Source organism: Exiguobacterium sp. FSL W8-0210, from assembly GCF_038006045.1.
Lineage (GTDB): Bacteria > Bacillota > Bacilli > Exiguobacteriales > Exiguobacteriaceae > Exiguobacterium_A.
Window position 1 is genome coordinate 1004756 of sequence record NZ_JBBOUK010000001.1, and the last position, 25711, is coordinate 1030466.

General features: G+C 48.6%; 27 protein-coding genes. 18 read left to right on the top strand and 9 right to left on the bottom strand.

Annotated features, from left to right (window positions below; genetic code table 11):
• The first annotated feature begins 8 nt into the window (after positions 1 to 8).
• From MKY22_RS05180 to MKY22_RS05190, 3 genes are all read left to right on the top strand, one after another.
• Positions 9 to 731, top strand: a complete 723-nt coding sequence (locus tag MKY22_RS05180; protein WP_041255311.1) for an amino acid ABC transporter ATP-binding protein — start codon at positions 9 to 11, stop codon at positions 729 to 731.
• A 65-nt stretch (positions 732 to 796) separates the two neighbouring features.
• Positions 797 to 1333, top strand: coding sequence for a GNAT family N-acetyltransferase (locus MKY22_RS05185; protein ID WP_214808240.1), 537 nt, complete (start codon positions 797 to 799; stop codon positions 1331 to 1333).
• Positions 1315 to 1941 carry an HD domain-containing protein gene (locus MKY22_RS05190; RefSeq protein WP_290776212.1) on the top strand — a complete coding sequence of 209 codons (627 nt, stop codon included), beginning with the start codon at positions 1315 to 1317 and terminating at the stop codon, positions 1939 to 1941. Before MKY22_RS05185 ends, MKY22_RS05190 begins: the two co-directional genes overlap by 19 nt.
• 77 nt (positions 1942 to 2018) lie before the next feature.
• Here the strand turns inward: MKY22_RS05190 and MKY22_RS05195 are convergent, their stop codons facing one another.
• The 4 genes from MKY22_RS05195 to MKY22_RS05210 all read right to left on the bottom strand — a co-directional run bounded on the left by MKY22_RS05195 (position 2019) and on the right by MKY22_RS05210 (position 5881).
• On the bottom strand, positions 2019 to 2732 hold the full coding sequence (locus tag MKY22_RS05195) for a ZIP family metal transporter (RefSeq protein WP_047390876.1): 714 nt from the start codon (positions 2730 to 2732) through the stop codon (positions 2019 to 2021).
• 229 nt (positions 2733 to 2961) lie between these two features.
• Positions 2962 to 3726: a 2,4-dienoyl-CoA reductase gene (fadH, locus tag MKY22_RS05200; RefSeq protein ID WP_290776214.1), complete on the bottom strand. Its 765-nt coding sequence runs from the start codon at positions 3724 to 3726 to the stop codon at positions 2962 to 2964.
• An 85-nt stretch (positions 3727 to 3811) separates the two neighbouring features.
• On the bottom strand, positions 3812 to 4747 hold the full coding sequence (locus MKY22_RS05205; RefSeq protein ID WP_290776216.1) for a manganese-dependent inorganic pyrophosphatase: 936 nt from the start codon (positions 4745 to 4747) through the stop codon (positions 3812 to 3814).
• Positions 4748 to 4804: 57 nt separating this feature from the next.
• Positions 4805 to 5881: an N-acetylglucosaminidase gene (locus MKY22_RS05210; RefSeq protein ID WP_064300263.1), complete on the bottom strand. Its 1077-nt coding sequence runs from the start codon at positions 5879 to 5881 to the stop codon at positions 4805 to 4807.
• A gap of 82 nt (positions 5882 to 5963) precedes the next feature.
• On the opposite strand from MKY22_RS05210, the gene MKY22_RS05215 reads away from it, so the two are divergent.
• Positions 5964 to 6920: an aromatic acid exporter family protein gene (locus tag MKY22_RS05215; RefSeq protein ID WP_290776218.1), complete on the top strand. Its 957-nt coding sequence runs from the start codon at positions 5964 to 5966 to the stop codon at positions 6918 to 6920.
• On the opposite strand, the gene MKY22_RS05220 is transcribed toward MKY22_RS05215, so the two are convergent.
• Positions 6908 to 7057, bottom strand: a complete 150-nt coding sequence (locus tag MKY22_RS05220; protein WP_156501846.1) for a hypothetical protein — start codon at positions 7055 to 7057, stop codon at positions 6908 to 6910. The two genes, MKY22_RS05215 and MKY22_RS05220, sit on opposite strands and share 13 nt — an antisense overlap.
• 95 nt (positions 7058 to 7152) lie before the next feature.
• Here MKY22_RS05220 and MKY22_RS05225 point away from each other — a divergent pair, with 95 nt between their 5' ends.
• Complete coding sequence (locus tag MKY22_RS05225; RefSeq protein WP_023467628.1) at positions 7153 to 8277, top strand: M20/M25/M40 family metallo-hydrolase; 1125 nt, start codon at positions 7153 to 7155, stop codon at positions 8275 to 8277.
• A 62-nt stretch (positions 8278 to 8339) separates the two neighbouring features.
• Here MKY22_RS05225 and MKY22_RS05230 read toward each other — a convergent pair whose 3' ends face one another.
• Complete coding sequence (locus tag MKY22_RS05230) at positions 8340 to 8519, bottom strand: hypothetical protein (RefSeq protein ID WP_023467629.1); 180 nt, start codon at positions 8517 to 8519, stop codon at positions 8340 to 8342.
• 108 nt (positions 8520 to 8627) lie between these two features.
• On the opposite strand from MKY22_RS05230, the gene rnz reads away from it, so the two are divergent.
• From rnz to MKY22_RS05265, 7 genes are all read left to right on the top strand, one after another.
• The gene (gene rnz, locus MKY22_RS05235) at positions 8628 to 9533 is read left to right on the top strand and encodes a ribonuclease Z (protein WP_290776220.1); all 906 of its coding nucleotides are present in this window, start codon (positions 8628 to 8630) and stop codon (positions 9531 to 9533) included.
• 99 nt (positions 9534 to 9632) lie between these two features.
• Positions 9633 to 10433, top strand: coding sequence for a hypothetical protein (locus MKY22_RS05240; protein WP_341087205.1), 801 nt, complete (start codon positions 9633 to 9635; stop codon positions 10431 to 10433).
• Positions 10430 to 10834, top strand: a complete 405-nt coding sequence (locus MKY22_RS05245) for a DUF4430 domain-containing protein (RefSeq protein WP_290776223.1) — start codon at positions 10430 to 10432, stop codon at positions 10832 to 10834. Before MKY22_RS05240 ends, MKY22_RS05245 begins: the two co-directional genes overlap by 4 nt.
• Positions 10812 to 11531: a hypothetical protein gene (locus tag MKY22_RS05250; RefSeq protein ID WP_290776225.1), complete on the top strand. Its 720-nt coding sequence runs from the start codon at positions 10812 to 10814 to the stop codon at positions 11529 to 11531. Before MKY22_RS05245 ends, MKY22_RS05250 begins: the two co-directional genes overlap by 23 nt.
• Positions 11467 to 12420 (top strand): ATP-binding cassette domain-containing protein, encoded by a 954-nt coding sequence (locus MKY22_RS05255; RefSeq protein WP_290776227.1) that lies wholly within the window; start codon positions 11467 to 11469, stop codon positions 12418 to 12420. The genes MKY22_RS05250 and MKY22_RS05255 overlap by 65 nt, the downstream gene beginning before the upstream one ends.
• Positions 12417 to 12980 (top strand): ECF transporter S component, encoded by a 564-nt coding sequence (locus tag MKY22_RS05260; protein ID WP_251136703.1) that lies wholly within the window; start codon positions 12417 to 12419, stop codon positions 12978 to 12980. The genes MKY22_RS05255 and MKY22_RS05260 overlap by 4 nt, the downstream gene beginning before the upstream one ends.
• Positions 12981 to 13007: 27 nt before the next feature.
• A complete protein-coding gene (locus MKY22_RS05265; protein ID WP_223041529.1) occupies positions 13008 to 13379 on the top strand; it encodes a hypothetical protein in 372 nt (123 codons plus the stop codon).
• Positions 13380 to 13422: 43 nt separating this feature from the next.
• Here the strand turns inward: MKY22_RS05265 and MKY22_RS05270 are convergent, their stop codons facing one another.
• Positions 13423 to 14238: an SDR family NAD(P)-dependent oxidoreductase gene (locus MKY22_RS05270; RefSeq protein WP_023467637.1), complete on the bottom strand. Its 816-nt coding sequence runs from the start codon at positions 14236 to 14238 to the stop codon at positions 13423 to 13425.
• 145 nt (positions 14239 to 14383) lie between these two features.
• Here MKY22_RS05270 and MKY22_RS05275 point away from each other — a divergent pair, with 145 nt between their 5' ends.
• Positions 14384 to 15844 carry an MDR family MFS transporter gene (locus MKY22_RS05275; protein WP_195865706.1) on the top strand — a complete coding sequence of 487 codons (1461 nt, stop codon included), beginning with the start codon at positions 14384 to 14386 and terminating at the stop codon, positions 15842 to 15844.
• A gap of 95 nt (positions 15845 to 15939) precedes the next feature.
• Here the strand turns inward: MKY22_RS05275 and MKY22_RS05280 are convergent, their stop codons facing one another.
• Together MKY22_RS05280 and MKY22_RS05285 are read right to left on the bottom strand one after the other, a co-directional pair.
• Positions 15940 to 17523, bottom strand: a complete 1584-nt coding sequence (locus MKY22_RS05280; protein WP_341085783.1) for an IS1182 family transposase — start codon at positions 17521 to 17523, stop codon at positions 15940 to 15942.
• A 167-nt stretch (positions 17524 to 17690) separates the two neighbouring features.
• The gene (locus MKY22_RS05285; protein ID WP_290776232.1) at positions 17691 to 18587 is read right to left on the bottom strand and encodes a DMT family transporter; all 897 of its coding nucleotides are present in this window, start codon (positions 18585 to 18587) and stop codon (positions 17691 to 17693) included.
• A 44-nt stretch (positions 18588 to 18631) separates the two neighbouring features.
• Here MKY22_RS05285 and MKY22_RS05290 point away from each other — a divergent pair, with 44 nt between their 5' ends.
• From MKY22_RS05290 to MKY22_RS05310, 5 genes are all read left to right on the top strand, one after another.
• Entirely contained in the window at positions 18632 to 20749 is a 2118-nt protein-coding gene (locus MKY22_RS05290; RefSeq protein ID WP_290776234.1) for a DNA topoisomerase III, read from the top strand.
• The gene (locus MKY22_RS05295) at positions 20749 to 21168 is read left to right on the top strand and encodes a hypothetical protein (protein ID WP_047390976.1); all 420 of its coding nucleotides are present in this window, start codon (positions 20749 to 20751) and stop codon (positions 21166 to 21168) included. Before MKY22_RS05290 ends, MKY22_RS05295 begins: the two co-directional genes overlap by 1 nt.
• Before the next feature lie 71 nt (positions 21169 to 21239).
• The gene (locus MKY22_RS05300; protein ID WP_214727881.1) at positions 21240 to 21680 is read left to right on the top strand and encodes a hypothetical protein; all 441 of its coding nucleotides are present in this window, start codon (positions 21240 to 21242) and stop codon (positions 21678 to 21680) included.
• A gap of 206 nt (positions 21681 to 21886) precedes the next feature.
• The gene (locus MKY22_RS05305) at positions 21887 to 24442 is read left to right on the top strand and encodes an ATP-binding protein (protein WP_290776237.1); all 2556 of its coding nucleotides are present in this window, start codon (positions 21887 to 21889) and stop codon (positions 24440 to 24442) included.
• Between the two features lie 179 nt (positions 24443 to 24621).
• Positions 24622 to 25695, top strand: a complete 1074-nt coding sequence (locus MKY22_RS05310; protein WP_341090077.1) for an MFS transporter — start codon at positions 24622 to 24624, stop codon at positions 25693 to 25695.
• The last annotated feature ends 16 nt before the right edge of the window (positions 25696 to 25711 follow it).

A 25711-nucleotide genomic window follows, 5' to 3' on the forward strand; every position in this document is an offset into this window, starting at 1 on the left:
TGGAACCTATGATCCAAGTCACCGATTTGCATAAGCAGTTCGGAAAATTAGAAGTATTAAAAGGTATCTCGACGACGGTTACACGCGGTGAAGTCGTCGCTGTCATCGGACCGTCGGGATCCGGTAAATCAACATTTCTGCGGTGTATCAACTTACTTGAACAACCAACGAGTGGAACAATCATTGTCGATGGTTTCGAATTGACGAAACCAAAAGCAAATATCTCAAAAGCACGTCAGAACATCGGAATGGTTTTCCAACAGTTCAACTTGTTCCCGCATAAGTCCGTTCTCGATAACTTGACGTACGCACCGATCAACGTCCTTGGTATCTCAAAGGATGAGGCAGTTAAACGGGCGGAGACGTTACTTGAGCGTGTCGGTCTAGCGGAAAAACGTGATAATTATCCGAACCAGTTGTCAGGTGGGCAAAAACAACGGGTCGCGATCGCCCGTGCGCTTGCGATGGAACCGAACGTCATGCTGTTTGATGAACCGACGTCCGCTCTTGACCCGGAGATGGTCAACGAAGTGCTTGACGTCATGAAGCAGCTGGCTGAGAGTGGGATGACGATGGTCATCGTCACACACGAGATGGGCTTCGCGAAAGAAGTTGCGGATCGTGTCCTGTTCCTCGACGAAGGAATTTTGATGGAAGAAGGTTCACCGGTCGAACTCTTCGACAATCCGAAGACGGACCGGGCGAAAAAATTCCTCGAAAAAGTTTTATGATCACAGTACGCTAACTCTGAAAAAGGGTTAGCGTTTTTCGGTTTTTAGTAGAGAGGGGGATAAAATTGAAAAAACTACTGGAAGGTCACCACATCCGGCTGACGCGTTTTCAACGGGAAGATACCGAAGTGATGCAACGTCTGCTTGACGATGTAACGTTTGCCCGTCATTTTAGTGCGACGCCATACCGCCATTTATCGATGGACAAGGTCGAACAGATGATGGCGACAGATGCACCGGAAACATTCCGTTTTGCCATTCGCAATTTTGAAGATGAACGGATGATTGGCGTCGTTGCACTGGAAGATATTCTATTTACACACGGAACGGCATGGCTGATGATCGGGATTGATCCGGATTGTGAAGGGCAAGGGTATGCGACGGATGCGCTACAGACAATCCTCGAATACGCCTTCTTAGAGCTGAACCTGTACCGGATTCAATTGACGGTCTTTGAGTATAATACACGTGCGGTTAAGCTGTACGAACGCCTTGGATTCGTACAGGAAGGAAGATACCGTGCCTTTTTACGACGAGACGGAGAGCGGCATGACATGTTACTTTATGGATTACTCGAACCAGAATGGAGGAATCGACAATGATTCAAGAAACAGAAATCTTTGTCCGGTCGTTTCATGCGACGGACTTTTCAGGTCATGATTATGCCCATATCGAACGGGTTCGTCGTTTAGCTTTACATATTGCCAAACAAGAAGGCGGAAACGTCAAGATCATCGAACTGGCAGCCTTACTTCATGATGTAGCAGATAGCAAACTCGGGGGAACGGCAGAGAAGGTCGCGACCTTCTTGCAAGGAAAGGTGACGGAAGAAGAACAGGAACAGATTCTAGCCATCATCACGAGCTTGTCCTATAAAGACGGTACACGCCCACCAATGCGGACAATTGAAGGGAAAATCGTCCAGGATGCTGATCGTCTCGATGCGATCGGTGCAATCGGGATTGCGCGCACATTTCAGTTCGCTGGTCGGTTCGGGGAGCCGATGCATGTACCTGGACTAGCACCACGAGAACCGGGTGATCGAAAGGGAGAGACGAGTGCCCTGAATCATTTTGAAGAAAAGTTATTCCGGCTAAAAGATTTAATGAATACGAAAACAGCACTTCATTTAGCAGAGGAGCGGCATCGCTATATGGAAGAGTTTGTTGCTCGGTTCAAGCAAGAGTGGGACGGTACGACAGACAGCTGAAGACCGATTTTCGAAATGACTAAAAAACAATGCGCGTTTCCGACTAAACTTACGGAAAATGCGCATTGTTTTTGTTATTAACTGAGGATAATTGCTGTAATCAACCCAAGTGCTGCGAACAGACCTACGATCGCGCCGCCTTCCTCGTGAGCTTCCGGCATCATCGTCGAAGCGAGCATCGCGATGATCCCACCGCTTGCGAAGCCACCAATCATGGCGAATTGCATGTCCGGGAGTTCTGCAAGAATCGTGTAGCCGGCAAGAGAAGCGAGAGCGGAGATCAACCAGACGACTCCCCACATCAGCAATACTTTATTCTTCGAGAAGCCATCTTTTCGCAAACCGGTCGTACTCGATAAACCTTCCGGAATGTTACTGACGAAAATCGCCGCGACGAGTGCCGCGCTGACATTTCCGGATAACAGACTGGCACCGATCATGATTGATTCAGGGATCGCATCAAGGATCGTCCCGAAGAAAATCGCTGTTCCTGTGCCTTCGTTCCCACCAGACGAGCGTTTCCGTTTACTCGCGCCGCGTGACGAAACGAATAGGTCGAATCCTGTAAAGACGAGTGCTCCGACGATAAAGGAAATCGCGACAACGAGTGTCGTTGACTTCTTTAATGCTTCATCGAGTAACTCAAACGTCGCTGCTCCAATCAAGATGCCGGTCCCAAACGACATGATATAGCCGATCAGGCGTTGTTTTAAGGGTAAGTACAATCCAAACAGGGCACCGATGACGACGGCACCACCTGCTAGCGCTCCCCAACCGAACGCTTCCCACATACGATCGCCTCCTTCTTGTCCTTTCTACCTGTTCTAGGTGATTCATAAACATAGCGAAAAGAAAGAAAAATAGTTCGAGACGCATGCAAGAGGCTGACTCCAAAAAAGGAATGACGCGTCTTTTCAAGCCCTTTTCTCAGGCGAGACACAAGATCCTGTAGGAGTGACGTGAAACGCGTCCTTCTTATCTTTGTGGAGACCGACTTCTTAAGTCATTAAATCTCAATCATTAGAATGGTTGTTTATTTAACCAATGACCACCGTCAAGAGCAATACATTCTCCGTTCAAGTAGCGGGCTTGATCTGATACCATCCAGCTTGCGAGCGTTGCGATCTCTTCCGGTGTACCGAATCGACCGAGCGGGACGTTGCGACGAATTCGTTCCGCGTGTTCCGGTGATAAAGCGAGTTTGTCAGCACCACCTGTCCGTTCGATCGGGCCTGGACTGATCGCGTTGACACGGGCTTGATATTTATAGCCCCATTCGACGGCAAGCGTCCGCGTCAAGTTCAGAACACCGGCTTTCGCAGCAGCACTCGGAGCGACACCAGCGCCGGCCTGCCACGCATAAGACGCAACGATGTTGACGATTTGTCCGCCAACGACTTGATCTTCCTGCCATCCTTTGACCAGAGCGTGACAGCAGTTGAATGTCCCGTTGAGGACGATATCGATGACCGTCTTCCATCCATTTGATGATAACTCGTCGGTCGGACAGATGAAGTTCCCGGCAGCATTGTTGATCAATGCTTCGAGACGACCAAACCGTTCGCGTGCTTGATTGACAGCAGCCAGACAAGCGTCAGCATCACGGACATCCATCTGAATCGTCAGATGTTCACCTTGAATCTGACCCAATGCTTCATCCATCAGTCGCAAGCGTTCCGCGTCGCGTCCTGTAACGACGACGTTCCAGCCGGCTTCCTTTAAGGCGAGCGCCATCGCTTTCCCCATTCCGTTCGTTCCACCCGTCACCATGATCGTTTGTGTCATATTGCTTCCTCCTTTATGTAATGAATGAACAGCCATTCATATTCTTTATTCAAAAAAGAAGGAGCGAACTCCTTCTTTTTCTGACTTATTGTGTTGCAAGAGCTGTATCTGTTAAGACAGGAACGACTTGTTTCTTACGTGATACGACACCTTCGAGGTAAACAAGGTTGTTCGTCGCTTCAAGACCGTAAGCACGCTCGACAAGATTTGCTTCTTTCCCGAGGACGAGTCCGACTGAGTTGTTCGTCAAGATATCCGTGACGATGAAGACGAATAGATCAAGACCTTTTGCAAGGATGACTTCATTGATCGCTGTTTCGAGTTCTGCTTGGCGAAGCAAGACTTCTGCTGTATCGACCGTGTTGACTTGAGCGATTTCGACTTTGAGTGTTCCCATCGTGAATTCTTTTGCATCAAGTGAGATCAATTCAGGAACGGATTTTTTCGAGAGATCAGCTCCAGCTTTGAGCATCTCAAGACCGTAGACGTTCGCATCGACACCAGCGATTTCTGCGAGTTCACGCGCTGCGATGATATCTTGCTCCGTGCAAGTCGGCGATTTGAACAGAAGCGAGTCAGAAATGATCGCTGATAACATCAACCCAGCGATTTCTGGTTTGATGGCAACACCATGCTCTTTGTAGAGCTTGTTCAGGATTGTTGCTGTACAGCCGACCGGTTCTGCTCGGTAGTAAACAGGGTCTGATGTCTCGAAGTTTGCGATCCGGTGATGGTCGATGACTTCTGTTACGGTAACAGCGTCGATATCGTTCGCACTTTGTTGACGTTCGTTGTGGTCGACTAAAATGACGTGTGACGCTTCCGTCGCGACTTCTGTCACGAGACGTGGTGCTGAAACTTTGAACGTATCGAGTGCGAATAACGTTTCATCATTCATTTCACCGAGGCGGATGGCTTCGGCATTGACACCGAGTGCTTTCTTTAATTCTGCATAAGCGATTGCCGATGTGATCGTATCGGTATCAGGATTCTTGTGACCAAATACTAAAACTTTTTCCATGACGTGTTCACTCCTCAATGATTGTTGTCTCGCCCTATAGTGTATCATATCTCGGATTTAGAAAGCGTTCATTTTCACCATGATACCAGCGATTTTTTCACTCCAGAAAGGGTCTGACGCGTAAAAGACGTTCATGCCTTTTTGTTTGTTCCCAAGGTACGCCCCGCGGAAATAACGTCCATCCCGATCGAGATAATCCTTTGCGATGAATCGACCGGTCTGCTCGATCGAGTCCGTCAAGGATTTATAGACGGTCGCATCTTCTCCCGGTGCGGAATCGGTCGCATTGACGCCGAACAAGTTATTTTTCTCGCGAGCAATCTCAGACCGTCCATAATCCGATTCGTGAATCGCATGTGCAAGCAGATAGGCAGCGTTGACACGGTATTTCTTTTCAACGGACTTAAAGACTTTCCCTTTACCGATCAAGGGGCTGTCCGGTGCTTGCTCCTTGATGAACGCATCGAGTTGTTTGGCACTGAGACGCGTCGGTTTCGTCAAATCACGCGTTAATGTCTTCGATTCGACATATTTGCTCGTCCGAGGCGTCGTTTTCGTCGCTTCGCCGGCAACAATCAGCCCACCAAGTCCGCTGTCCGCGACGATGTAGTGAAGGAGTCGATCGCCCTTCGTCTGATAATACGATGCATTCGAGACACGTTCTGCCGGGAACGGACGTAAGCGGTCCGTTGGGACATGCCCCGTCACGCCGGCGATGCTGACACGACTCGTCTGTTCACCGAACTCAAGCAACTGGACACGTGTGCCGGAAGCGACGTAAGTGAGCCGTTTCTTTAACTCAGGGTCACGATGAATCGATAGAATACCACGATCGTCGACGATCCCAGTACCTGGTCCACCGAGGTAGACGTAGCGGTCGTCCGATGAACGTTTCACCGCGCCGCGCTGTCCCGCGTACTCCTTCGCTTCGGTGAACGTCTGGAACTCTTGTTCCATGATTTTGCCTTTTTCATAGCGCTCAGCTGAATAAGGCGCTGGTGGGGTTAAGACGGTCTTCGGTTCCTCGCGGAGCCAAAAGAACAAGAGAACTCCGATGAGGAAGAAAAAAAGCAATCCTTTTATCGAACCGGTCCGGCGCACGGGGCGACCGGGGCGGATAGTGCGTGTCGTCAAAGTAAATCACGTCCTTTAAAAAGCAATGGACATTCGTGTCCAACGTAGGTAGTCTAACAAAGAAAAACAAAAGGGGGTGAACATGTTGCAAATCGGTTATCGCACGCTGAAGACAGCGGTCGCTGCTGCGCTCGCGATGTGGATCGCAGAACAGCTCAAGCTCGATTATTACGTCTTCGCTGCCATCATCGCCATCTTGAGCATCCAGTCGACACGAAAGAAGACGTTTCGGTCTTCTTACGAACGCATCATCGCATCATTACTTGCCATCGTGCTCGGATTTATTCTATTCGAGGTCATCGGCTATCGTCCGGTGACATTATTGATCTATTTCATTTTATTCCTTCCATCCGTTCAACGCCTCCGACTTCAGGACGGTTTCATCACGAGTGTCGTCATTCTGACACATTTGTATACGGAACGTCAGCTCAACGCGCACATCCTGTTAAATGAATCCTTATTGCTTGGCATTGGTGTTGGTGTCGGATTGCTTGTCAACATGTACATGCCAAGTCTCGATTTGTTGATTGACGACCGCCGAGAAAAGATTGATCAACGGATCGCTGCCTTATTCTTCGAAGTCGCCGCTGCGATCGAGACAGGGCGGGTCAATCATCATGCGTTGACGCTTGACGAGACAGAACGACTGTTACGTGAAGGGAAGGATGCCGCCTTAAAACGGATGGGAAACGCGATCGGTCGTCGGAACGATGATGAGGATTATGCCTACTTCCGGATGCGCGAACAACAATTCGAGTTACTGCGCGGTATCGTCCATCATGCCGAGGAACTGGTCCTCGTCGTCGAAGAAGGAAAAAAAGTCGCCGACTTCTTTCGGACGATTGGTGACAATGTCCGACCTGAAGCCGACGCAATGGTGTACATTTCAGAACTAGAGGCGTTATTGACACGTTTCCGTGCCTCTGCCTTACCCGTCACGCGGGAAGAATTCGAGGTCCGCTCTGCCTTACTACACATGCTACAAGAAGCGGAGCAATATTTACGTTTAAAACAACGCTACGTCAATCAAAAGAAATAAAACATCGTCGAGGCAAACGTACCGATCAGGAAGATTGCTAAGATCCCGATCGTCGTCCATTTGATGATGCGTTGTTGTTTCGATGGTTTTGCCATATCGTCATTGACTCCTCTCTCGTATCGACTGATTACTGCCATTGTACAAACAACCTTTCAGAAGTGCAAATGACGATGGGGATGGTATACTAAAAAAGCGCTAGTGGATTGAAACATAATAAGAGGAGGGTTTTGTCATGGTCAATGAACAACGTGTATTAGATACGTTTTTAGAACTTGTCCAGATCGATTCGGAATCAAAAGAGGAGGCACGCATTTGTGCTCACTTGAAAAAAACGTTCGAGGATCTCGGATGTGAAGTGTTCGAGGATGACGCTTCGTCCAAGACGGAACATAAAGGAAACAATTTAATCGTCACGCTTCCAGCAACAAAAGAAGGCGTCGATAAAATTTATTTCACTTCCCATATGGATACGGTATTCCCGGGTCAAGGCATTAAACCAATCATCGAGGACGGTTACGTCAAGACGGACGGCACAACGATTCTTGGGGCAGATGATAAAACAGGTCTCGCATCTCTGATCGAACTCGTGCATGTATTAAATGAAACGAAACAACCTCACGGGAAAATTCAGTTCGTCATCACAGTCGGTGAAGAATCTGGGCTCGTCGGTGCGATGGTTCTTGATCCATCCAAAATCGATGCCGATTATGGTTTTGCACTTGATTCAGATGGAAAAGTCGGAGACATCATTACGGCTGCTCCAACGCAAGCAAAAGTCAATGCGAAGATTTTCGGGAAAACAGCGCATGCTGGTGTCGCACCGGAAAAAGGTGTCTCGGCGATTACGATTGCGTCGAAAGCGATCGCGAAGATGCCGCTCGGTCGGATTGATGAAGAGACGACAGCGAACATCGGACGGTTCAGCGGTGGTGGTCCATCAACGAACATCGTTTGTGATTATGTCGAAATCTTCGCGGAAGCACGGTCACTCGTCGCTCCGAAGATGGAAGCACAGACAGAGAAAATGAAAGCGGCGTTCGAAGAAGCAGCAGCAGAACTTGGTGGTCGTGCTGAAGTTGAAGTCAAGGTCATGTACCCGGGCTTTAAGTTCGAAGATGGAGATCAAGTCGTCGAAGTCGCGAAAGCAGCGATCACACAACTCGGACGCACGCCACGCCTCTTACATTCTGGTGGCGGATCAGATGCCAATGTCATTGCTGGTTTTGGTATCCCAACGGTCAACTTGGCTGTCGGATATGAAGATATCCACACGACGAATGAAAAGATGCCAATCGAAGAACTCGTCAAAACAGCGGAACTTTGCGTGACGTTAGTTGATTACATCACGAACAAATAAGCTGATGAAACACAAAAAAGAGTGTACCGCAACATTGCGGTACACTCTTTATCATTGTACGATTAAACTACTTGAGGACGATCCACATATTCCATAGACTCTAGAACGAGTTCTTCTGTACATAATAAGGTCGAAGCGATTTCATCGATTTGAATCGACTTTCCGTATTTTTGCCGATAACTCTCGTTCAGTTTGCGGGCTTCCCGGACGATGCGGGCATAGGTCCGTTCAATCTTAGTCATGGAAAAAACCACCTTCCAAATCTGAATAGGTACAGTTTACCATGCTTCAACAGACGAAAGGTGTATTTTGTGTATAAAAAATGCTAATTTTACGAAAAGGGGAAAAAGATGGAATTTTATTTTTTAGGGACAGGGGCCGGTATGCCGTCGAAACAACGGAACGTCACATCGATTGCCTTGTTACACCCCAAAATGACCTGGTTGTTCGATTGTGGAGAAGCGACACAACATCAAATCTTACACAGTCCGATCAAACCACGGAAAGTCAACGCAATCTTCATTACCCATTTACACGGGGATCATATCTTTGGTTTACCAGGATTCATTAGTACAAGAGCTGCCTTAGAGGGAACGACGCCACTAACGATCTATGGACCGACCGGGATTAAGGAATGGATGGACGCGACGTTACGGATCACAGGGACGTATTTGCGATATCCGCTCCGAATCGTCGAAGTCGAGGACGGTCAAACGTATGAACAAAATGGTTTCCGCGTGACAGTGCGGTCACTTGAACACCGCTTCCCGGCGTTCGGGTACCGACTTGAAGGACCAGAAGAGCGTGGTGCATTACGTGTCGATGCCTTGCAAACGTTAGGCGTGCCGTCTGGTCCGCTCTATCGCCGGATCACACAGGAAGAAACGTTCGAGTTCGATGGCACGGTCTATACGTCGTCCGATTTTTTAGAAGCACCGAAACCAGGTGTCAAACTTGCGGTTCTTGGTGATACGATGCCGTGTGCGGCATCAATCGATCTTGCGCGTGACGTCGATGTATTAGTCCATGAAGCGACGTTTGCAGATCGAGAAGTCGAACATGCGGGACGCTTCGGTCACTCGACTGCCCGTCAGGCAGCTGTCATCGCTGATACGGCTCAGGCGAAAAAGCTTCTCTTGACGCACGTATCCGCGCGTTATGTCGAGCAAGAAGAAGTACTGGAACAAGAAGCACGAGAAGTGTTCGCGAACAGTCATTTGATGTTTGATCACCGGATTGTTCCGGTGAAAGGATAACCGATGGACTTTCTTATTCTTTGGGCACTCTTTTTATTGGCCGCTAGTGGTTTAGGATTTTTGCTCGAACGTCGGACCGAAAAAGAAACATACTTGTACATGAAATTCATTTTTTATGCGTGTCTCGGGGCCGTGTCGTTTCCGGTCTATGATATTCAATTACCACTCGGCATCATCATCTTCTTGATCGTATTGCATCCAAAAAAGAATTCGCGTTACAAACGGTACATGGCATTATTCGGATTCCTGTTCTTCCTGTTCCAACTTTTCCTTGGACCGTTTGATGCCGGAACGTTGCGGGAAGAAACCCAACAGATTGGTCGCGTGGCCATCACAGATGACTCGTTTGATAGCTTTCTTAATCAAATCGAACGCCGTGTCGGAGAAGACGGGCTGCGGATGGAACAAAGTCGGTTGATGTTCGATCGGGGCGGGAATCTCCGGAACGCCTCGTTTGAGATGCTCGTCGAAACACCGAAACGCTTCATTCGTTACGATGTCAGTTACCAGGAGTTGACGGGAACGATTTCCTATCGACCGCGTGAAGAGTTGACGACAAAATCGTTGACGTCGTATTACCAGAAACTGATTGATGCGAATCAATCGTTTGAGACGTTGCGAAAGCTTTCGATTCATGAGATTTTACATGATTCCAAAACACCCTATGTCGAGATGGATCTCGATGGGCTCTATGAAACGTTTAGTCTGCAGGATGCAACGGTCTTCTTGATTGATGACGAAGGAAAACTGATTCCGTACGTCAATACAGGGGACGATGTCTTAGCGAATGCGGTCCGTCTGACCTATTACCGTTCTGACGGTCAATCCTTACGCAATAAAACTATTCTGTTATATAATTACAGCTTTGAGACATCAAGGCGAAAAGGAGTCGTACGATGAAAAAATGGTTATTTGCCGCAAGTATCGTGTTACTTGCCGGTTGCGCGGAAGCAAAAGAGGAACAACAAACAGCGTCTTGTGAGGCGGAAATTAAGGTATCGGTCGTGGATCACGTCAAGGATAAGACGTTGTTTGATAAAGACGTATGCTTGAACGAAAACGATACAGCACTGGATGCACTTGAAGATACGACGCTCGATGTCGTCAAAACAGGTAAAGGTGAGATGGCATATGTCACTGCAGTCGATGGGATTCGAGAGAAATCAGCTGGAGCAGGTAGTGGCTGGGTCTTCGGGGTCAACGGCAAACCAGGCGAAGTCGGTGCTGGAAGTTACGAACTGAAAAAAGGAGATCGTCTCGAATGGCGATTTGAAAAAGATGCAATGGCTTATTTTGAGTAAACCAGAACGGGAGCGACTTCACCCAGTGAACGTCGCTCTCTTTTTCATCGGGATGATTACGATCCCGTTCGTCCTCACACATGATCAATCCGTGATCGTCGTCTATCATCTGCTCTTGTTTTTATTCGTTCAAGAACGGACAGTGTTTCGCTATTTAGTTCTCCCGGCTCTTTATGCGGTCATGATGTGCGTCCCGCTTCTTTATGGTGCAAGTATCGACACGGTGGCAATCTATGAAACGACGGTCCAAGTGACGTTATTCATCACGTCGAGTCAATGGATTTTTACATTGGTTCGACTCGATCAGATGGGACCGTTGTTTCGTTTCTTACCTCGACTGACACGATTGACGGGGATGGTGTTGGCGCTGATTCCGTCTTTCTTACGGACTTGGCCGGAAGTCAAGATGAGTCATCCGAAAGCGTCGCTTGCTGTTCGACTGGAGCGGATGGCCGCCTATCATATCGTACCGATCGAAGCGGTGCCGTCTCGCTTAAGACCGATCATGCGACGTGATGTTCAGACAGGCTTATTGCTTGCGGCAGGACTGGCTCTTTGTCTGACACCATGGGCGATCATTCCGGCGCTGATTTTGCCTATAGTGCTATTATTTACAAAAGGAGGAATCCGGGATGCCTATCATGTATATCGACACAAATCGCGAAGAGCGACTACGTCAACAGGCGAGCGAACATGAACAACCCGTCTTGACACCGGAGCGCTTACTACATGGACGTGTCCGAGATCTTCTGGCGACGGGTTCCTTGTTTCGGGCAGGAGAACTCGCGACCTTGCTTGGACTAGAAGCTTTTTTTGAAGCGGAGTCGAGTGAACTCTCATCCGGAGAACAACAGCTCGTCGGACTCGGTCATGCGTTGTCTTCGTCACCAAAGACCCTGTTCTTGTCGGAACCGTTTCTCTTTCTTGATCATGTCAGGCGAAAGCGATTGATGGGATTGCTTGAAGAAATCGAACGACGGTTTGGTTGTCAGATTCATTGCTCGATGACGATACAATCCGACTTGTCAATTACGAGTCGCGCTACTGAATTGACAGGTCGTACCCTGAATCGGATCGAAAACGTCCAACACCGTTATCCGTTACAGACACGCTATGCACTCGCAACAGAAAAATTGTCGTTTCATCAAGGTGAACGCATTGCGATCATTGGTGCGAATGGTAGTGGGAAATCGACGTTACTACGACTCGCGCTCGGTGTCGAGCGACCGCTGTACGGAAAAGTCCGGCGCTCGGGGGAGACGCATTATGTACCAGCGCATCCGATGCTTGCGCCATTAGACGATCGAAGCGGTAGTTTTACGACACAAAAAAAACGTCTCTTGGACGGTATCGATTGGAGTAAAGACAGCTATTACTTTGATGAGCCGACAGCGGGTCTCGATGACATGGATCGAACGACTTTCATCAATTCGTGGAATACGAACCCGACAACGCTCATTGTCATGGCGACGCATGATTCAGCTCTGATTCGAGCAGCACAGCGCATCATCTATCTCGTGCACGGAGAAGTAGCGTTTGACGGACCAACGGAGCAATTTTTACGTGAAAGCCGGTTGTTCGTATGATCGTCGCAACGATTCTGATTATGGGTCTGTTCTTGATCATCTTCGAAAAACTACCGATGACGGATCAACGATTACGGTTCATCGCTATCATCACGGCAGCGGCAATCGTCGGACGATTGTTGTTCTCCAGTTTGCCGAACGTCCAGCCGGCAACGGCACTCATCTTATTAGTAGCCGTCTTCATCCATCCGATCGTCGGTGCCATTTCTGGGATGCTTGTCGTCGTGTTAACGAGCTTGTTTCTCGGAAGCGGTCCGTTCGTCCTCTTTCAAGCGCTGGCGTATGCAACGATTGCCAGTCTAGGATTCGTTCCGTTTCTTCGTTACCGGATCGTATTGACTGGATATGGATTTCTCGCTGGTTTCTTATACGGATGGGTGAGCAATCTTGGGTTCTTGGTATTGACCGGATTCTCGTGGCAAGCTTTTTTGACACTGCTTGTAGCCGGAGGAACGTTTGATATGCTTCACGGATTCAGTAACGCGATCTTCATTTGGATATTGTTTCCGATTTTTTTACGAATTATGCATTCATTCGATGAAAAGAGGGGTACAGAATAGTAACATACCGAACAGGAGGGAAGGCATATGCTGGGATCGTCGATTTCGCTTGCTTATGTCGTCATGTTGCTCATCGTCTCGAGTGTCGGCTTAGTGTTTGGCAGTATTCTGTTGATGAAAGGTACGATTAGAGGACGTTACGCTGCTTGTTACTTACTTGCTGCCGCCATCTTCCCAAGCGCCATGCTCATTACCTCATCAGAAGGATTACTTTGGCAACATTTACGGTTCGAGAGTTCATGGTTCCTCGCGATTGTCTCCTGGTTACTCGTCTTATCGACGGGCTACATCGTCTCGATCACGGGTGCGCTCGTCATTCGTTATCTGTATCGCTATACGACGACCTTTGATCGCTTCAAACGTTATGCAACGCGGCGTTTTCGTCATCACGAGGCATAAATACAAAAACGGAAGAACCAGCTATCTGGTCCTTCCGTTTTTTTCATGAATTCGCGTACAGGAGTTCTTCTTCTGTCGACGATTCTTGCTGGCGAGCAGGATCTTGGATTCGACCTGTCACTTCTGTCAGGAGACGGCGTGGCAAGAGACGGGACAAGGAAACCATGGCGCGGTTGCTCGCACCTGGAACAACGACGCGACGCCCTTTGAGCATACCGCGATATCCAGCGAAGGCGACGAGGTGTGACGGCATACTCTTAAACGGTAGCGTGATGTTCGCCCGGTCGAAGAAGTTCGTATCAGTTGGTCCCGGGCAGAGACAAGTCACACTGACACCCGAGCCGTCGACTTCTGTCGCAAGTGCTTCCGAGAACGACAGAACATAGGCTTTCGTCGCGTAGTAGACACTCATGTATGGTCCTGGCATGAAGGCAGCGACCGACGCGACATTCAGGATGCGTCCAAAGCCACGTTCAACCATTCCTGGTAAAAGACGCTTCGTCAAATCCGTCAAGGCGACGACGTTGACCTGGATTGAGTTGATGTCTTCTGTTGGATCAATTTCCGCAAAGCGTCCCGACGTGGCGAAGCCGGCGTTATTGAACAGCAGATCAACTGTCAACTCCTGCTCCTCTAAGTACTGCACAAGGCGATCGACGCTGTCGCTCAGCGAGAGATCGGCAGCAAAAACATACACTTTGATCTGATAGCGTTTTTCAAGGACCTGTTGAAGCTCCTTCAATTTCTTTTCATTGCGGGCAACGAGGACACAATCGAAGCCATCTCGCGCTGCAAGGACAGCGAGATCGAGTCCGATTCCACCCGATGCACCGGTAATCAGTGCTGTTTTTCGTAACATAGGACATTCCTCCATTCGAAATCGTGAATCTGAGTCTAGTGTATACCATTCCATACCGTTCCCGCGAATCCTGTTTCGTAAGCATTTACTTTTCTTATCATTGGTCCAACCAGTATGATAGAACAGTAGAGGGGAAGTGGAACAAATGAGGAAAAAAGTAACCGTCGCCTTGTTGCTCGCGACGTTTTTAGCTGCGATCGAGGGGACGATCGTCGCAACAGCTACGCCTGTCATGGCGAGTGAACTGAACGGGGCGAAATTAGTCAGTTGGATCTTTGCCGGGTTCTTATTGTTCATGGCGGTCTCGACGCCGATTTACGGAAAGATGGCAGATTTATATGGGCGAAAACGGGTCCTGTTATTCGGGATTGGTGTCTTCACCGTCGCGTCACTAGCCTGTGGACTTGCTCAATCGATGGAGATGTTGATCGTCTTTCGCGCCGTCCAAGGCATCGGGGCAGGAGCCGTATTGCCGATTGCGATGACGATCATCGGTGATTTGTATACATATGAGGAACGAGGTAAGATTCAAGGGGTGCTGAGCGCGGTTTGGGGCATCTCGGGTGTCGCTGGACCACTCGTCGGTGGATTCCTCGTTGAATCGCTATCGTGGCGGTATATTTTCTTACTAAACGTACCGTTTGCGTTATTGTCGTTCTTCATGATCGTCGTTTACTACAAAGAGACGGTCCGTGAAACAGAGCGGAAAATTGATTACCGGGGTGCCTTGTTGTTTGCGCTCGGGATGAGTGCGTTTCTGTACGGCTTATTGTCGGGGAGTGAGTCGGAGACGTTCTTGCGTCCGATCATTCTAGCGAGCTTTTTCATTAGTTTCGTGTTATTGTTCACATTTTACCGGGTCGAGAAAAAGGCGAGCGATCCACTCTTACCGCCAGCAGTCATTCGCCATCCGGTCATTCTCGTGATCAACTTAGCGGTCTTCTTTTCCGCATGGGTGCTCGTCTCGATGTCAGCGTATATTCCGATTTTCGCCCAAGGGGTACTCGGTAAGAGTCCGACCGAAGCTGGTTTCATGTTGATGCCACTGTCGCTTTTTTGGACGCTGACCGCCATCATCGGTGGACGGACGATTGGTGTGGCTTCACCCCGGTACCGGACGATGACCGGAATGGGACTGCTGATCGTCGGTACAGTGATTTTATCGTTGATCACGCGCGAATCAAGTGATGTTTTCATCTATCTTGCCGTTTCGCTGATCGGAATTGGTTTTGGTCTCTCACAACCCGTCTTTATGGTCGTCTTGCAGACTTCCGTCGATTGGTCACTTCGTGGCTCAGCGACGGCCGTCAACTCGTTCTTGAGTACGACGGGGCAGACGCTCGGTGTTGCGATTTTCGGTACGATCTTCAACCTATCGATCCTTCGTTCATTTGCAGCGTCAGACACGCTGTCAGGGTACGCGATTGATCCATTCTTCCAATCGAGTACGGCAAAAACGTTCGGACAGGACGTGCAGTATGCGGCAGAAATCGCGTTATCACATGGATTACGTTACGTCTTCATCGGTGGCGTTCTTTGTGCGATTCTCGCATTCGCGATGACATGGCGTTTACCGAAAGTTCGACCTGACGATCCACGATCGTAATGAAAGAGGCTGGGACATAACTAGCTGAATTTAACGAAAAGAAGGAATTGCCATCACTGAGGATGTGCAATTCCTTCTTTTTTCATTGTCTCTCGTCAAGCTGCCCTTCGGGCAACGCTTTGGATGAGCCATTTCCTCAAATTTACGGCCATGAGGATGAAGCCGAGCTCACGCTTCACCTTCGCTTTTCCTCGCACAGAAAAGCGAGTGAAACTCAAATTAGCCTTCAGATATCCAAAAACTGGTTCCACGTCTATCTTCCGTTTCGCATAGAGGGATCCTGTTTTTTGATCTGAAAGCCATTTTTTCATCTGTTCTTTTTGTTCTTCCCATGAAGTGTTTATGTGTACCTGTCGGTGACGCCCTTCTTCGGCCTTTGTACAACGGGAGCGGAACGGGCAGCCATCACACCCTTCACTTTCATACACCTTGAAATCACGCGTGAATCCGTAACGATCTGTTCTCTTGGACATGTAACGGAACGTTACGTCCTGTCCATTCGGGCACACAAACCGATCCGCCGTTTCATCGTAAGACCAGTTCGCTGTGTTAAAGGGATCGTTGCGCCATTTTCGCGACTTTTCTTTTTCGAACATCGTGTAAGGGATGAGTGGAATGCGCCCACGGCGCATCAGAATATCCTGATAATTCTCCTGACTCCCATAGCCGGCATCCGCAACGATATGCGGTGGTAGTGGTAAATATGAGCTGACCTCATCTAAAAAGGGGAGTAACGTCCGGGCATCCGTCGGATTCGGATAAATATCATAAGCGAGTGTGTATTGTCCTTCGGTCGCGATTTGAACGTTATAGCCTGGTTTGAGTTGTCCATTTTGCATATGATCTTCTTTCATTCGCATGAACGTCGCGTCCGTGTCCGTTTTCGAATAGCTGTTCCGTCCAGCGAGCGTCCTCTTTTGAAGGGCGTATCTCTGTTTCCGCTCGATGAAATCTGTAATTTCCTTTCGAAGGAGACGTGGTTCCTTCCGTTCAGAACGCAGACGTTTTCTTTCTTGGGTGTCCGTACTCGCCTCGATTTTTTGGTTGATGGAAGCGATATGTGCGTCTACAGCTTCACCCATGTGTTCGAGTTCTGAGAGAGTAAGCTCGTCCGGGTTTTCTCGTTCAATTTCCGGTAGGATGTCTTGTTCGACGAGGTTGTCATAGATACGATTCGATTTGTCCACGAGAGACGCACTATGACGTTCAATCGATTTCCGCCAAACAAAGGTATATCGGTTCGCATTCGCCTCTAACTTTGTACCATCGATAAAGATGGCTTCTTCATTGATTTCTCCCATCTCGACGAGATGGCAACGGAAGGTAACGAAGGCTTGCTTCAATATCGGAGTGACTGCGGGATGCACTCGAAAACGGTTGATGGTACGATAGCTCGGCGCATTCCCTTGTGCTAGCCACATCATCCGCAGACTATCGGATAGTAATCCTTCAATCTTCCGACCGGAGAAGACCGATTGTGTGTAGGCACATAAGATAATTTTCATCATCATGCGTGGATGGTAAGCCGGGCATCCTGTCGTGCGCATGAAAGGCTCGAACACATCGTCTGGAATGGATTCGACGAGATGGTGGACAGCGAACGCAATATCATTTTCTTGAAGACGAACTTCTAAATCTAAGGGCAGAACCAGCTGGTTCATGTTATAATCTTTAAACATAAGGGCACCTCCGATGGTTATGGTTTGATCACTTTAACTTTATCAGAGGTTGTCCTTATTTGTTTATTCAGAATCGGTTTTTTTTCATAGAACAAGGCCCTCGAAACGTATAGTCGTTTCGAGGGCCTTTTGTTTGTGAAACTGAGTTATGTCCCAGCCTCTTGTCATTAAGAAGATTGACTAGTGGCACTCTCACGCTGGGCGATTTGTTCGCGAATATCGCGTTCGTTGCGTCGGAGGAACAATCCGATTCCGATCAATAGTAAAGCGGCACCGGTGATTTGAATCCATGTCAGCTTCTCATCGAACAGATAGTATCCGAAGATCATCCCCCAAACCGCTTCGCCAAGGATCGTGATGCTGACGATGCTGGCACTGACACGAGCGAGCGCCCAGTTGAATAAATTGTGACCGAGTAACGTCGGGAAGACGGCAAGAAGAATATACAGCCACCAATCTTGTTGGAACGCAGCAACGAGATTCGTTGATTGAATCAACGATAACAAAAGCAAGACGAGCGACGCGACAGCGTAGACACCGAACGAATAGAGATTCGTCGAAACGCTTGTGCGGACGTGTTGACCGAGCAACCAGTAACCAGCGACTAAAATCGTTGCGAGCAAAGCAAGACCGTCCCCGATCAAGGCGCGCATACCGACGGCGATATCTCCGTAAGCGACGAGACCGCCACCGAACAAGGCGACAGCAACGAACAGGAGTGCCTTGCGCGACGGGTGTTGTTTGAAGAATAATGCGTTACCGGCCAGGACAAAAATCGGACTCGCGGTCACGAAGAGCGTCGAGCTCGCAACTGTCGTATAATCAAGAGAGAGGAACCACAGCCAAAAATGCCCGGCGAGCAAAATGCCACTTAATAGCATATGCCGGATCGTTGACGAACTGAGTTGCAAAAGTTCCTTCAATCGAATGAGCGGGAGCAACAACAAGGTCGAGAACAACATGCGGTAAAAGGCGACAGCCTCGATCGGGGTCTCCGCCCACTTGACGAAGATTGCCGATGTTGAAATAAAGAATAAAGCCATGAATAACGTAAAATAGGGCATGGGTACCTCCACATGTCTGAAGTAAGGAAATGAGGGTGAAGCGTGTGCAATTGATCATTGCTGAAAAACCAAAACAAGCTGAAAAACTGGCAGCACCGTATCCGTCCGTGAAGCGGGACGGCTACATTGAAATCAAGCCGTGTGACCGGTTTCCGCAAGGAGCAAAACTCGCCTATGCGGTCGGACACTTATGTGAACTGCAGGAGCCGGCGCATTATGACGCCAAATGGAAACGATGGAACTACGATCATCTGCCGATCATCCCGGAACGATTTGATTACCGACTGGCAAAAGGCAAGAGTAAACCGTACCAAGTCATCAAGAAATTATTGAATGAGCGGACGACGACTTCCATCATTATAGCATCGGATGCCGAGCGAGAGGGAGAGGCAATCGTCCGATTGATCTTACGTCTCGCGAACAACGCGAAACCACTGCAACGACTCTGGATTTCGAGTCTGACGCCTCAAGCGGTTGATCATGGGTTTGCGAACCTGCTCGATGGTAAGGAAACGGAGAACATTTTTCATGAGGCGATGAGTCGCGCTTGCGCCGATTGGTTGATCGGGATGAATGCGTCCCGTGCGTATACGACGTTACTGAAGAAGAAGGGCATCGCCGACGTCTTTTCCCTCGGACGGGTCCAGACACCGACGCTCGCACTGATTGTCGAACGGGAAAAACAGATCGAGAACTTCCGACCGGAGACGTACTACGAAGTCGAGGCGGATTTTACGCGATACAAAGGAAAATACATCAATGCGAAGAAACAGACGAAGCTGAGTGACCGGGAACAGGCACAAGCGATCGTGGATCGGACGAAAGGAACCGGAGTCGTCGCATCGATCGAGAAAAAACGTCAGACGGAACGTCCACCGTTTTGGTTCAGTTTATCGCTCTTACAAACAGAAGCGAGCCGACGGTTTGGTCTCGGTGCAAAAGAGACGCTCGATATCGCGCAAAAACTCTATATCCGTGGTTGGATCAGTTATCCACGAACGGACTCTTCCTTCGTGACGAAAGAGGAGGCGGGACAGTTCCCGGTCATTCTTGATCGGTTATTGAAGCAAGCGGAATATAGCCCAATCAAGGATGTCCTGACGAACAATCCAGCTAACGATAAACGCTACGTCAATCCGGCAAAGGTCAGCGACCACTATGCGATCATTCCAACAGAAGAGGCGGGTGCCGTCGCGAAGCTCTCTGGACGAGATGCGCAAGTCTACGATTTAATCGTTCGCCGTTTCCTTGCTGCCTTTGCACCGGACGCTGTCTCGGAGAAAACGGAAATCGTGACGACGCGTGAGATGGACCGTTTTTTGACACGCGGCAGTCGGACGATTGATCCGGGCTTTAAACAGGTCTTACAAATCGAGTCAAAGGAAGTCGAATTACCAGCCGTCGAACAAGGACAAGAGATGCCGATCAAAGGCTGTCGTCTGCTTGAGAAACAAACGGAGCCGCCGAAACGCTATACGGAAGGGACACTCATCCTCGGCATGAAAACAGCTGGCAAATTACTCGAAGATGAGCTACAAGCGATCATGAAGGAAGTCGAGGGACTCGGGACGGAAGCAACCCGTGCCGGGATCATCGACGGACTAAAACGACGCGAGTACATTAAACTTGTCAAAAAAGAGATTCATCCGACGCCAAAAGGTCGAATCTTGATCGATGCCGTGACGGGAAGTATTCTTGCTTCACCAGAGATGACAGCGAAGTGGGAAAGCCGTCTCGAGCAAATCGGCAAAGGAGAAGCATCTGCTGCCCAGTTCATTGAACAGGCGAAAAAATTATCAGAGCATCTCGTCGTCGATGCCAAACAACGGATCGAACAACTCGCTGTTGATCCGACGCAAGTCAAGAGTAAGTCTCCGCGGGGTGCAACGAATCGTCCGGTCGGTCCGTGCCCACTGTGTCAATCAGCGGTGCTTGATCGTGGGAAGTTTTATGGCTGCAGCGGCTATCAGAAGAACAACTGTGGCTTTACGTTACCGAAAACGATCCTTGGTGCCAAATTGACACAAACGGAAGTCAAAAAAGTACTCGCAGGTCAAAAAACAAAGCCACTCGAGATGAAAAAGAATGCGCGCCAGTTTAAGGCGATGCTTTATCTCGAGCGCGATCAATTAAAATTCGAATTCACGAAAGGGGAAGACTGATGCAATACGAACTGATTCAAAATCAATCATTTCGTCCTGTCTTTGAACGACTGTTACAGGAAGGGCGCCGCTTGACGGTCTGGTTTCCGGATCATATCGAGGTACAGTCGGCAGAAGGACTGGTCGAAGAAGCAGAAGAACTGTTTGGTGTGACAGCGGAAGTGATCGATGATCCACAATCATTCGGCAAGCATATCCTGCTTCCGTACTTGACGGAAGTCGAGCATCGGGAAGATGGATTCATCCGCTACGAAGCTGAGCTGACGGAAGAATTACGCCAACTCGTCCGCGAATTGACATTACCGATGTTGACGGAAGGAGACTTCGAAGTGTTGTATTCATATCAAATCGAGACGGAGACGGAACGCTTCTTCGTTGAAGACTGGTTCCAAGCTGACTTACAAAAACTACCTAACTAGGTGAAACTTCCTTGAAGAGGATGACGTAGGATAAGTGATCGTCATCATTCTAGTCATTTGGAGGGTTCACTATGTTCACAGTAGCATTCATGGAAAGCGAATTGGGAGGCGACGGCTTCTTCTCGGGCATGCCGATTTTTATGGTCGGATTTTTCGTTCTCATCATCGGGTTCATTCTGTTCGGAGTCATATCTGCAGCCTCAAAGGGGATCTCAACGAATTCTTTGACGCAGCAACTGCGCGAGCATGCGGCGCGTCTCGTGAGTCCGGGTGAATCGGACGCACTGAACTACGTCGCATACTTAAAGACGTTGACACGGTTTCCGGTCGAAAAGACGAATCTTGAACCATTCCGGATTGCGACTGGTATCTTAAAGCTCGTTCAAGGGACAGATCTAATCTCTGAAACGATTAAAAAGCAGATCGAAGTCCAGTACTTACGGCTCGGCATTTTAGATGCGGATCATTTAGCTGATGAACAGCCGGTCCATCGACATCACCATCACCATTAAAAAGAGTCCTAAGGGCTCTTTTTTTGTTGAAAACGGTTGAATCGTGACATCTAATTGTCATATACAACGATTTAGATTAAAGTTGTATGAAATTGAAATCTTTTTGAGCAGAATACTGTGTATCGATTGAAAAAAGTTTACAATGAATGAACGGGAATACCTTTATTGCTGGAGAAAGATAAAGGGAAAGGAGTTGAATTCCTTTAATGAAAACATGGCTGAATCGAACGATTGGACGGCAAATCATGTCTGCGTTTTATGTGATTTTTCTGACACTGCTGCTAACGACAGGTGGTGTCTACCTATATACGAAACAACAGGTGGATGAATCACGCCAAGAATTAAAGATGTTAAACGAACATCGGACACGAGCGACGGATTTATACGAATCATGGCAAAGTATGCAGTACGAGATGCGTGGCTTCGTCTTGCTTGGTGACGAAGAGATGTTAAAAGAAATCGAAGAAAAGAAAAATGGTATCAATCAACAAACGACGTGGTTCGAGCGAAATGCACGTTTTAAAGAAGAACGACAGTATGCAACGGACGCACGGGAACTCTACACGGCGTATACCCAACGCGTCATGCCAAGCCTCGTCAATTATGTCGCGGCGAAAAAAGACGGCAAAGTGACGGAGCCGTTCTTGAAGATGACGACGCTTGGAAAAGTCACGAAATCAAAACCACTCGATCCACAGCGAAAGTTCAACATCAAGACGAAGAGTGCGGCTGATATGAGTTCAAGTATCGTTGATATGGAGAGCGTTTTTACAAAATATCGTAATTCCTTGAACGATCAAGAGATGGCGGCACAAGAGCGGCTTGGTAAACAAGTCAACTCGTCGCAAATTCTCGGAGCAGTCAATATCGCAATCCTCTTATTGATCACGCTCGTTTTCGTCCGACCATTCGTCCGCCGCTTGACGCGTCAGTTGCGTCAGTTGAACCGGGAAAGTGGACGACTCGCTAAAGGTGAAGATGCGACGCCGATCGTCATCACGAATCGTCAAGATGAGATTGGTGAATTGACGACAACGTTCAACCAGATGGCAGCCGCCATTTCCGGGCAAAAACATCAACTTGTCGCAAGTAACGACGAACTCCAAAGTCAACAAGAAGAATTAATTGCTCAGCAAGAAGAACTGCAATCGCAACAGGAAGAGCTCGAAGAAGCACTCGACATCACGTTACGTAACGAGATTCATTTGCGTTATCGCAATGAGTTGACCGAGACACTCGCGTCTCGCGAAACGTTGACGGCGTATCCGGCGATCATCGAAAAATTGATCACAATTACCGATGCGGAGCTCGGAGCGATCGTCTTCTTAGAGCAAGACCGCTATACGAATCTCGTCTCGTACGGGATGACGAAGGAGCAAGAGTATCAGTTATTACATGCTTCGACGTCATTACTTGAACGCGCCCGTCTAAACAAACGTGCCGTTCGTTCAAGTAAACAAGTCGCGAGTCATCATCCGCTCCCATATCCGTACACGATGTACGAAATCGTCGTACCAGTGATGGACCCGGCGACGAACACGATGATTGCAAGCATTTATCTCGTCCGTTACCGAGATGCTTTTACGGAAGAGCAGACGAACGAAATCTGGTCGTTCTCCCGTCAATTGGCACTCTCCTTGCTCCGGATGCGTGTCTTTGAAGAAGTCGAACGAGAACGGGAAAAGACGTCCAAACTTCTCCGTTCGATTCGGGAAGCGGTCATCTATATCGAAGGAGAGACGATTTTTGCCAATAAACCATTGCTCGCTTTATTCCATCATCCGGCGCACGATCAAGTGGCGGAAGAAGGATTGATGACGCTCGACGTCAAAATCGAAGAGTTGGCAGTGCAAGTCGATCAACATGAGGCGTTCTTAACCTACATGGATCATGTCTGCAGTCAGGAAATTCCGACGGAGAGCTTGGCGTTGTCCTTAAACAAGGAAGAGCGATTCGTCACGCTGTATGCAGAGGAAATTCATTACGGTGGTTGTTTCCGCGGTACGATGCTCGTCTTACGTGACGTGACGGCAGAGACAGCGATCGACCGGATGAAATCGGAATTCGTCTCGACCGTCTCGCATGAGTTGCGGACACCGCTTGCCTCGATTTACGGCTACACGGAATTGATGCTCGCGCGCGACGTACAGGAATCAAAACGTCAACGGTATCTCGAGACGATTCATGCAGAAACCGAACGGTTGACGAATCTCGTCAACGACTTCCTCGATGTCCAGCGCATGGAATCGAGTCAGCAACAGTATGACTTTAAACCGCTTGATCTGACGAAAGTCATTCAGGAAACGGTCGAGTTCCATACCGCTTCGGCAAAAGATCACGAGCTTGTCCTTGATTTTGAAGAAACGACGACGGGTCGGATTCATGCCGATGAACAAAAAATACGCCAGTTGTTCACGAACCTGATCAACAATGCGATCAAGTATTCACCAGATGGTGGTCAGATCACGATTACGATGCGTCAAGTCGAAGACCGGGTTCAGTTGAAGATCGAAGACGAAGGGATTGGTATTCCCCGTCACGCGCTACCACAACTGTTCAGTAAGTTTTACCGAGTCGATAATTCGGATAGTCGAAAAATCGGCGGTACCGGTCTTGGTCTTGCGATTTGTCAGGAAATCGTTCGTTCGCATGAAGGAATGATTCATGTCGAATCAACGGAAGGTGTCGGGTCAGCGTTCATCGTCGAACTACCGATCGTCCAGTCCGTCGTACCGGTCACGGAATCGGCAGATGAATGTTAATGTCAAAAACGTTCTTTGATTGAAAAATCAAAGAACGTTTTTTGTTGGTTTCCTCTGCAAAACGGGAATTAACTACTATCAAACAGAAAGGAAGTGAGGAGATGCGGCGAAGCAGATGGCCTTGTTAAGTCCGACGATCACTCATTCTTTGGATCCTGATCGAAGCCAGTAGTTCGTTCATTCCAGCTTATGTGATTGAACGCTTTTACTGGGAAGACCGGGGAATGAGCATTGCCGACGTCGTCATCGCAGAAATCGTCTTTGCTTGGGTCATGTTGATTGGTGAGGTTCCGTTCGGTTTGTTATCCGACCGGTGGGGTAGAAAGCCGTTTATTCTGGCTGGTTTCGTATGTGAGTGGTTATCGTTTACGGTGTTGATTGAAGCGCACTCCTTACTTGCCTTCCTCTTAGCGATGGTCTTTGCCGGCATCGGTGGCGCAGCACTTAGTGGAGCGATTGAAGCCCACGTCTATGAAACATTGCGAATGCAAAGGATAGAAGAGCGATTCGAGACGGTCTGGCGACTGATTTCAATCGGTGGTTTATTGACTTCAGGACTTGCGGCACTTGTCGGGAGTTACGCCGTGCGATCGGTAGACTTGATTTGGCACTATCACGTGTCCTGGTGGATTTTGCTCGGAACAGTACTGCTGACGTTTTTCTTAAAGGAAGCATCGCGAGAACAAGACGGAGAGACGAGTTCGTTGAAGACGTTGCTAAACGGTTTTTCGTTTCGACGCGTCTACGTCCGAATTCTTTGTCTTGTCTTGTTATACGGGGCGACGATTGATTTCGTCGATGAGTTTTGGCAACTCTATCTACGGGATCAAACGATACCGATGGTCCATTTCGGATTCGTCTTCGTGTTATTCCAAATCATGCAGGCGATCGGTGCGTCATTATCTCGGTTCCGATCGCCCGTCGGATGGGCGATGATCTATATCGTGTGTCTTGCCGGATTGTCGGTTGCCTCACCGCTCGTCAGTATCGGGTTACTCGGGACGCTGTACTTGTGCTATGGCTGGGCTGATCCTTATTTGACCACTGTCATCCAAGAAGTTGCACCGCCAAATGGACGCGCAACGTTTACGTCGCTGATCTCAGTCATTGAACGTTTAACTGTGCTTGGAACCGGTACCCTATTCGTCTTCGTCGAACGTGTCTTTTCGCTTCAGATGACCTATGCCGCGCTTAGTCTCGTCTCACTTATGTTGCTTCTGTTGTATAGTGTGACGCGAACGCGTCAGAACTGAATCAAAAAAAGGACAA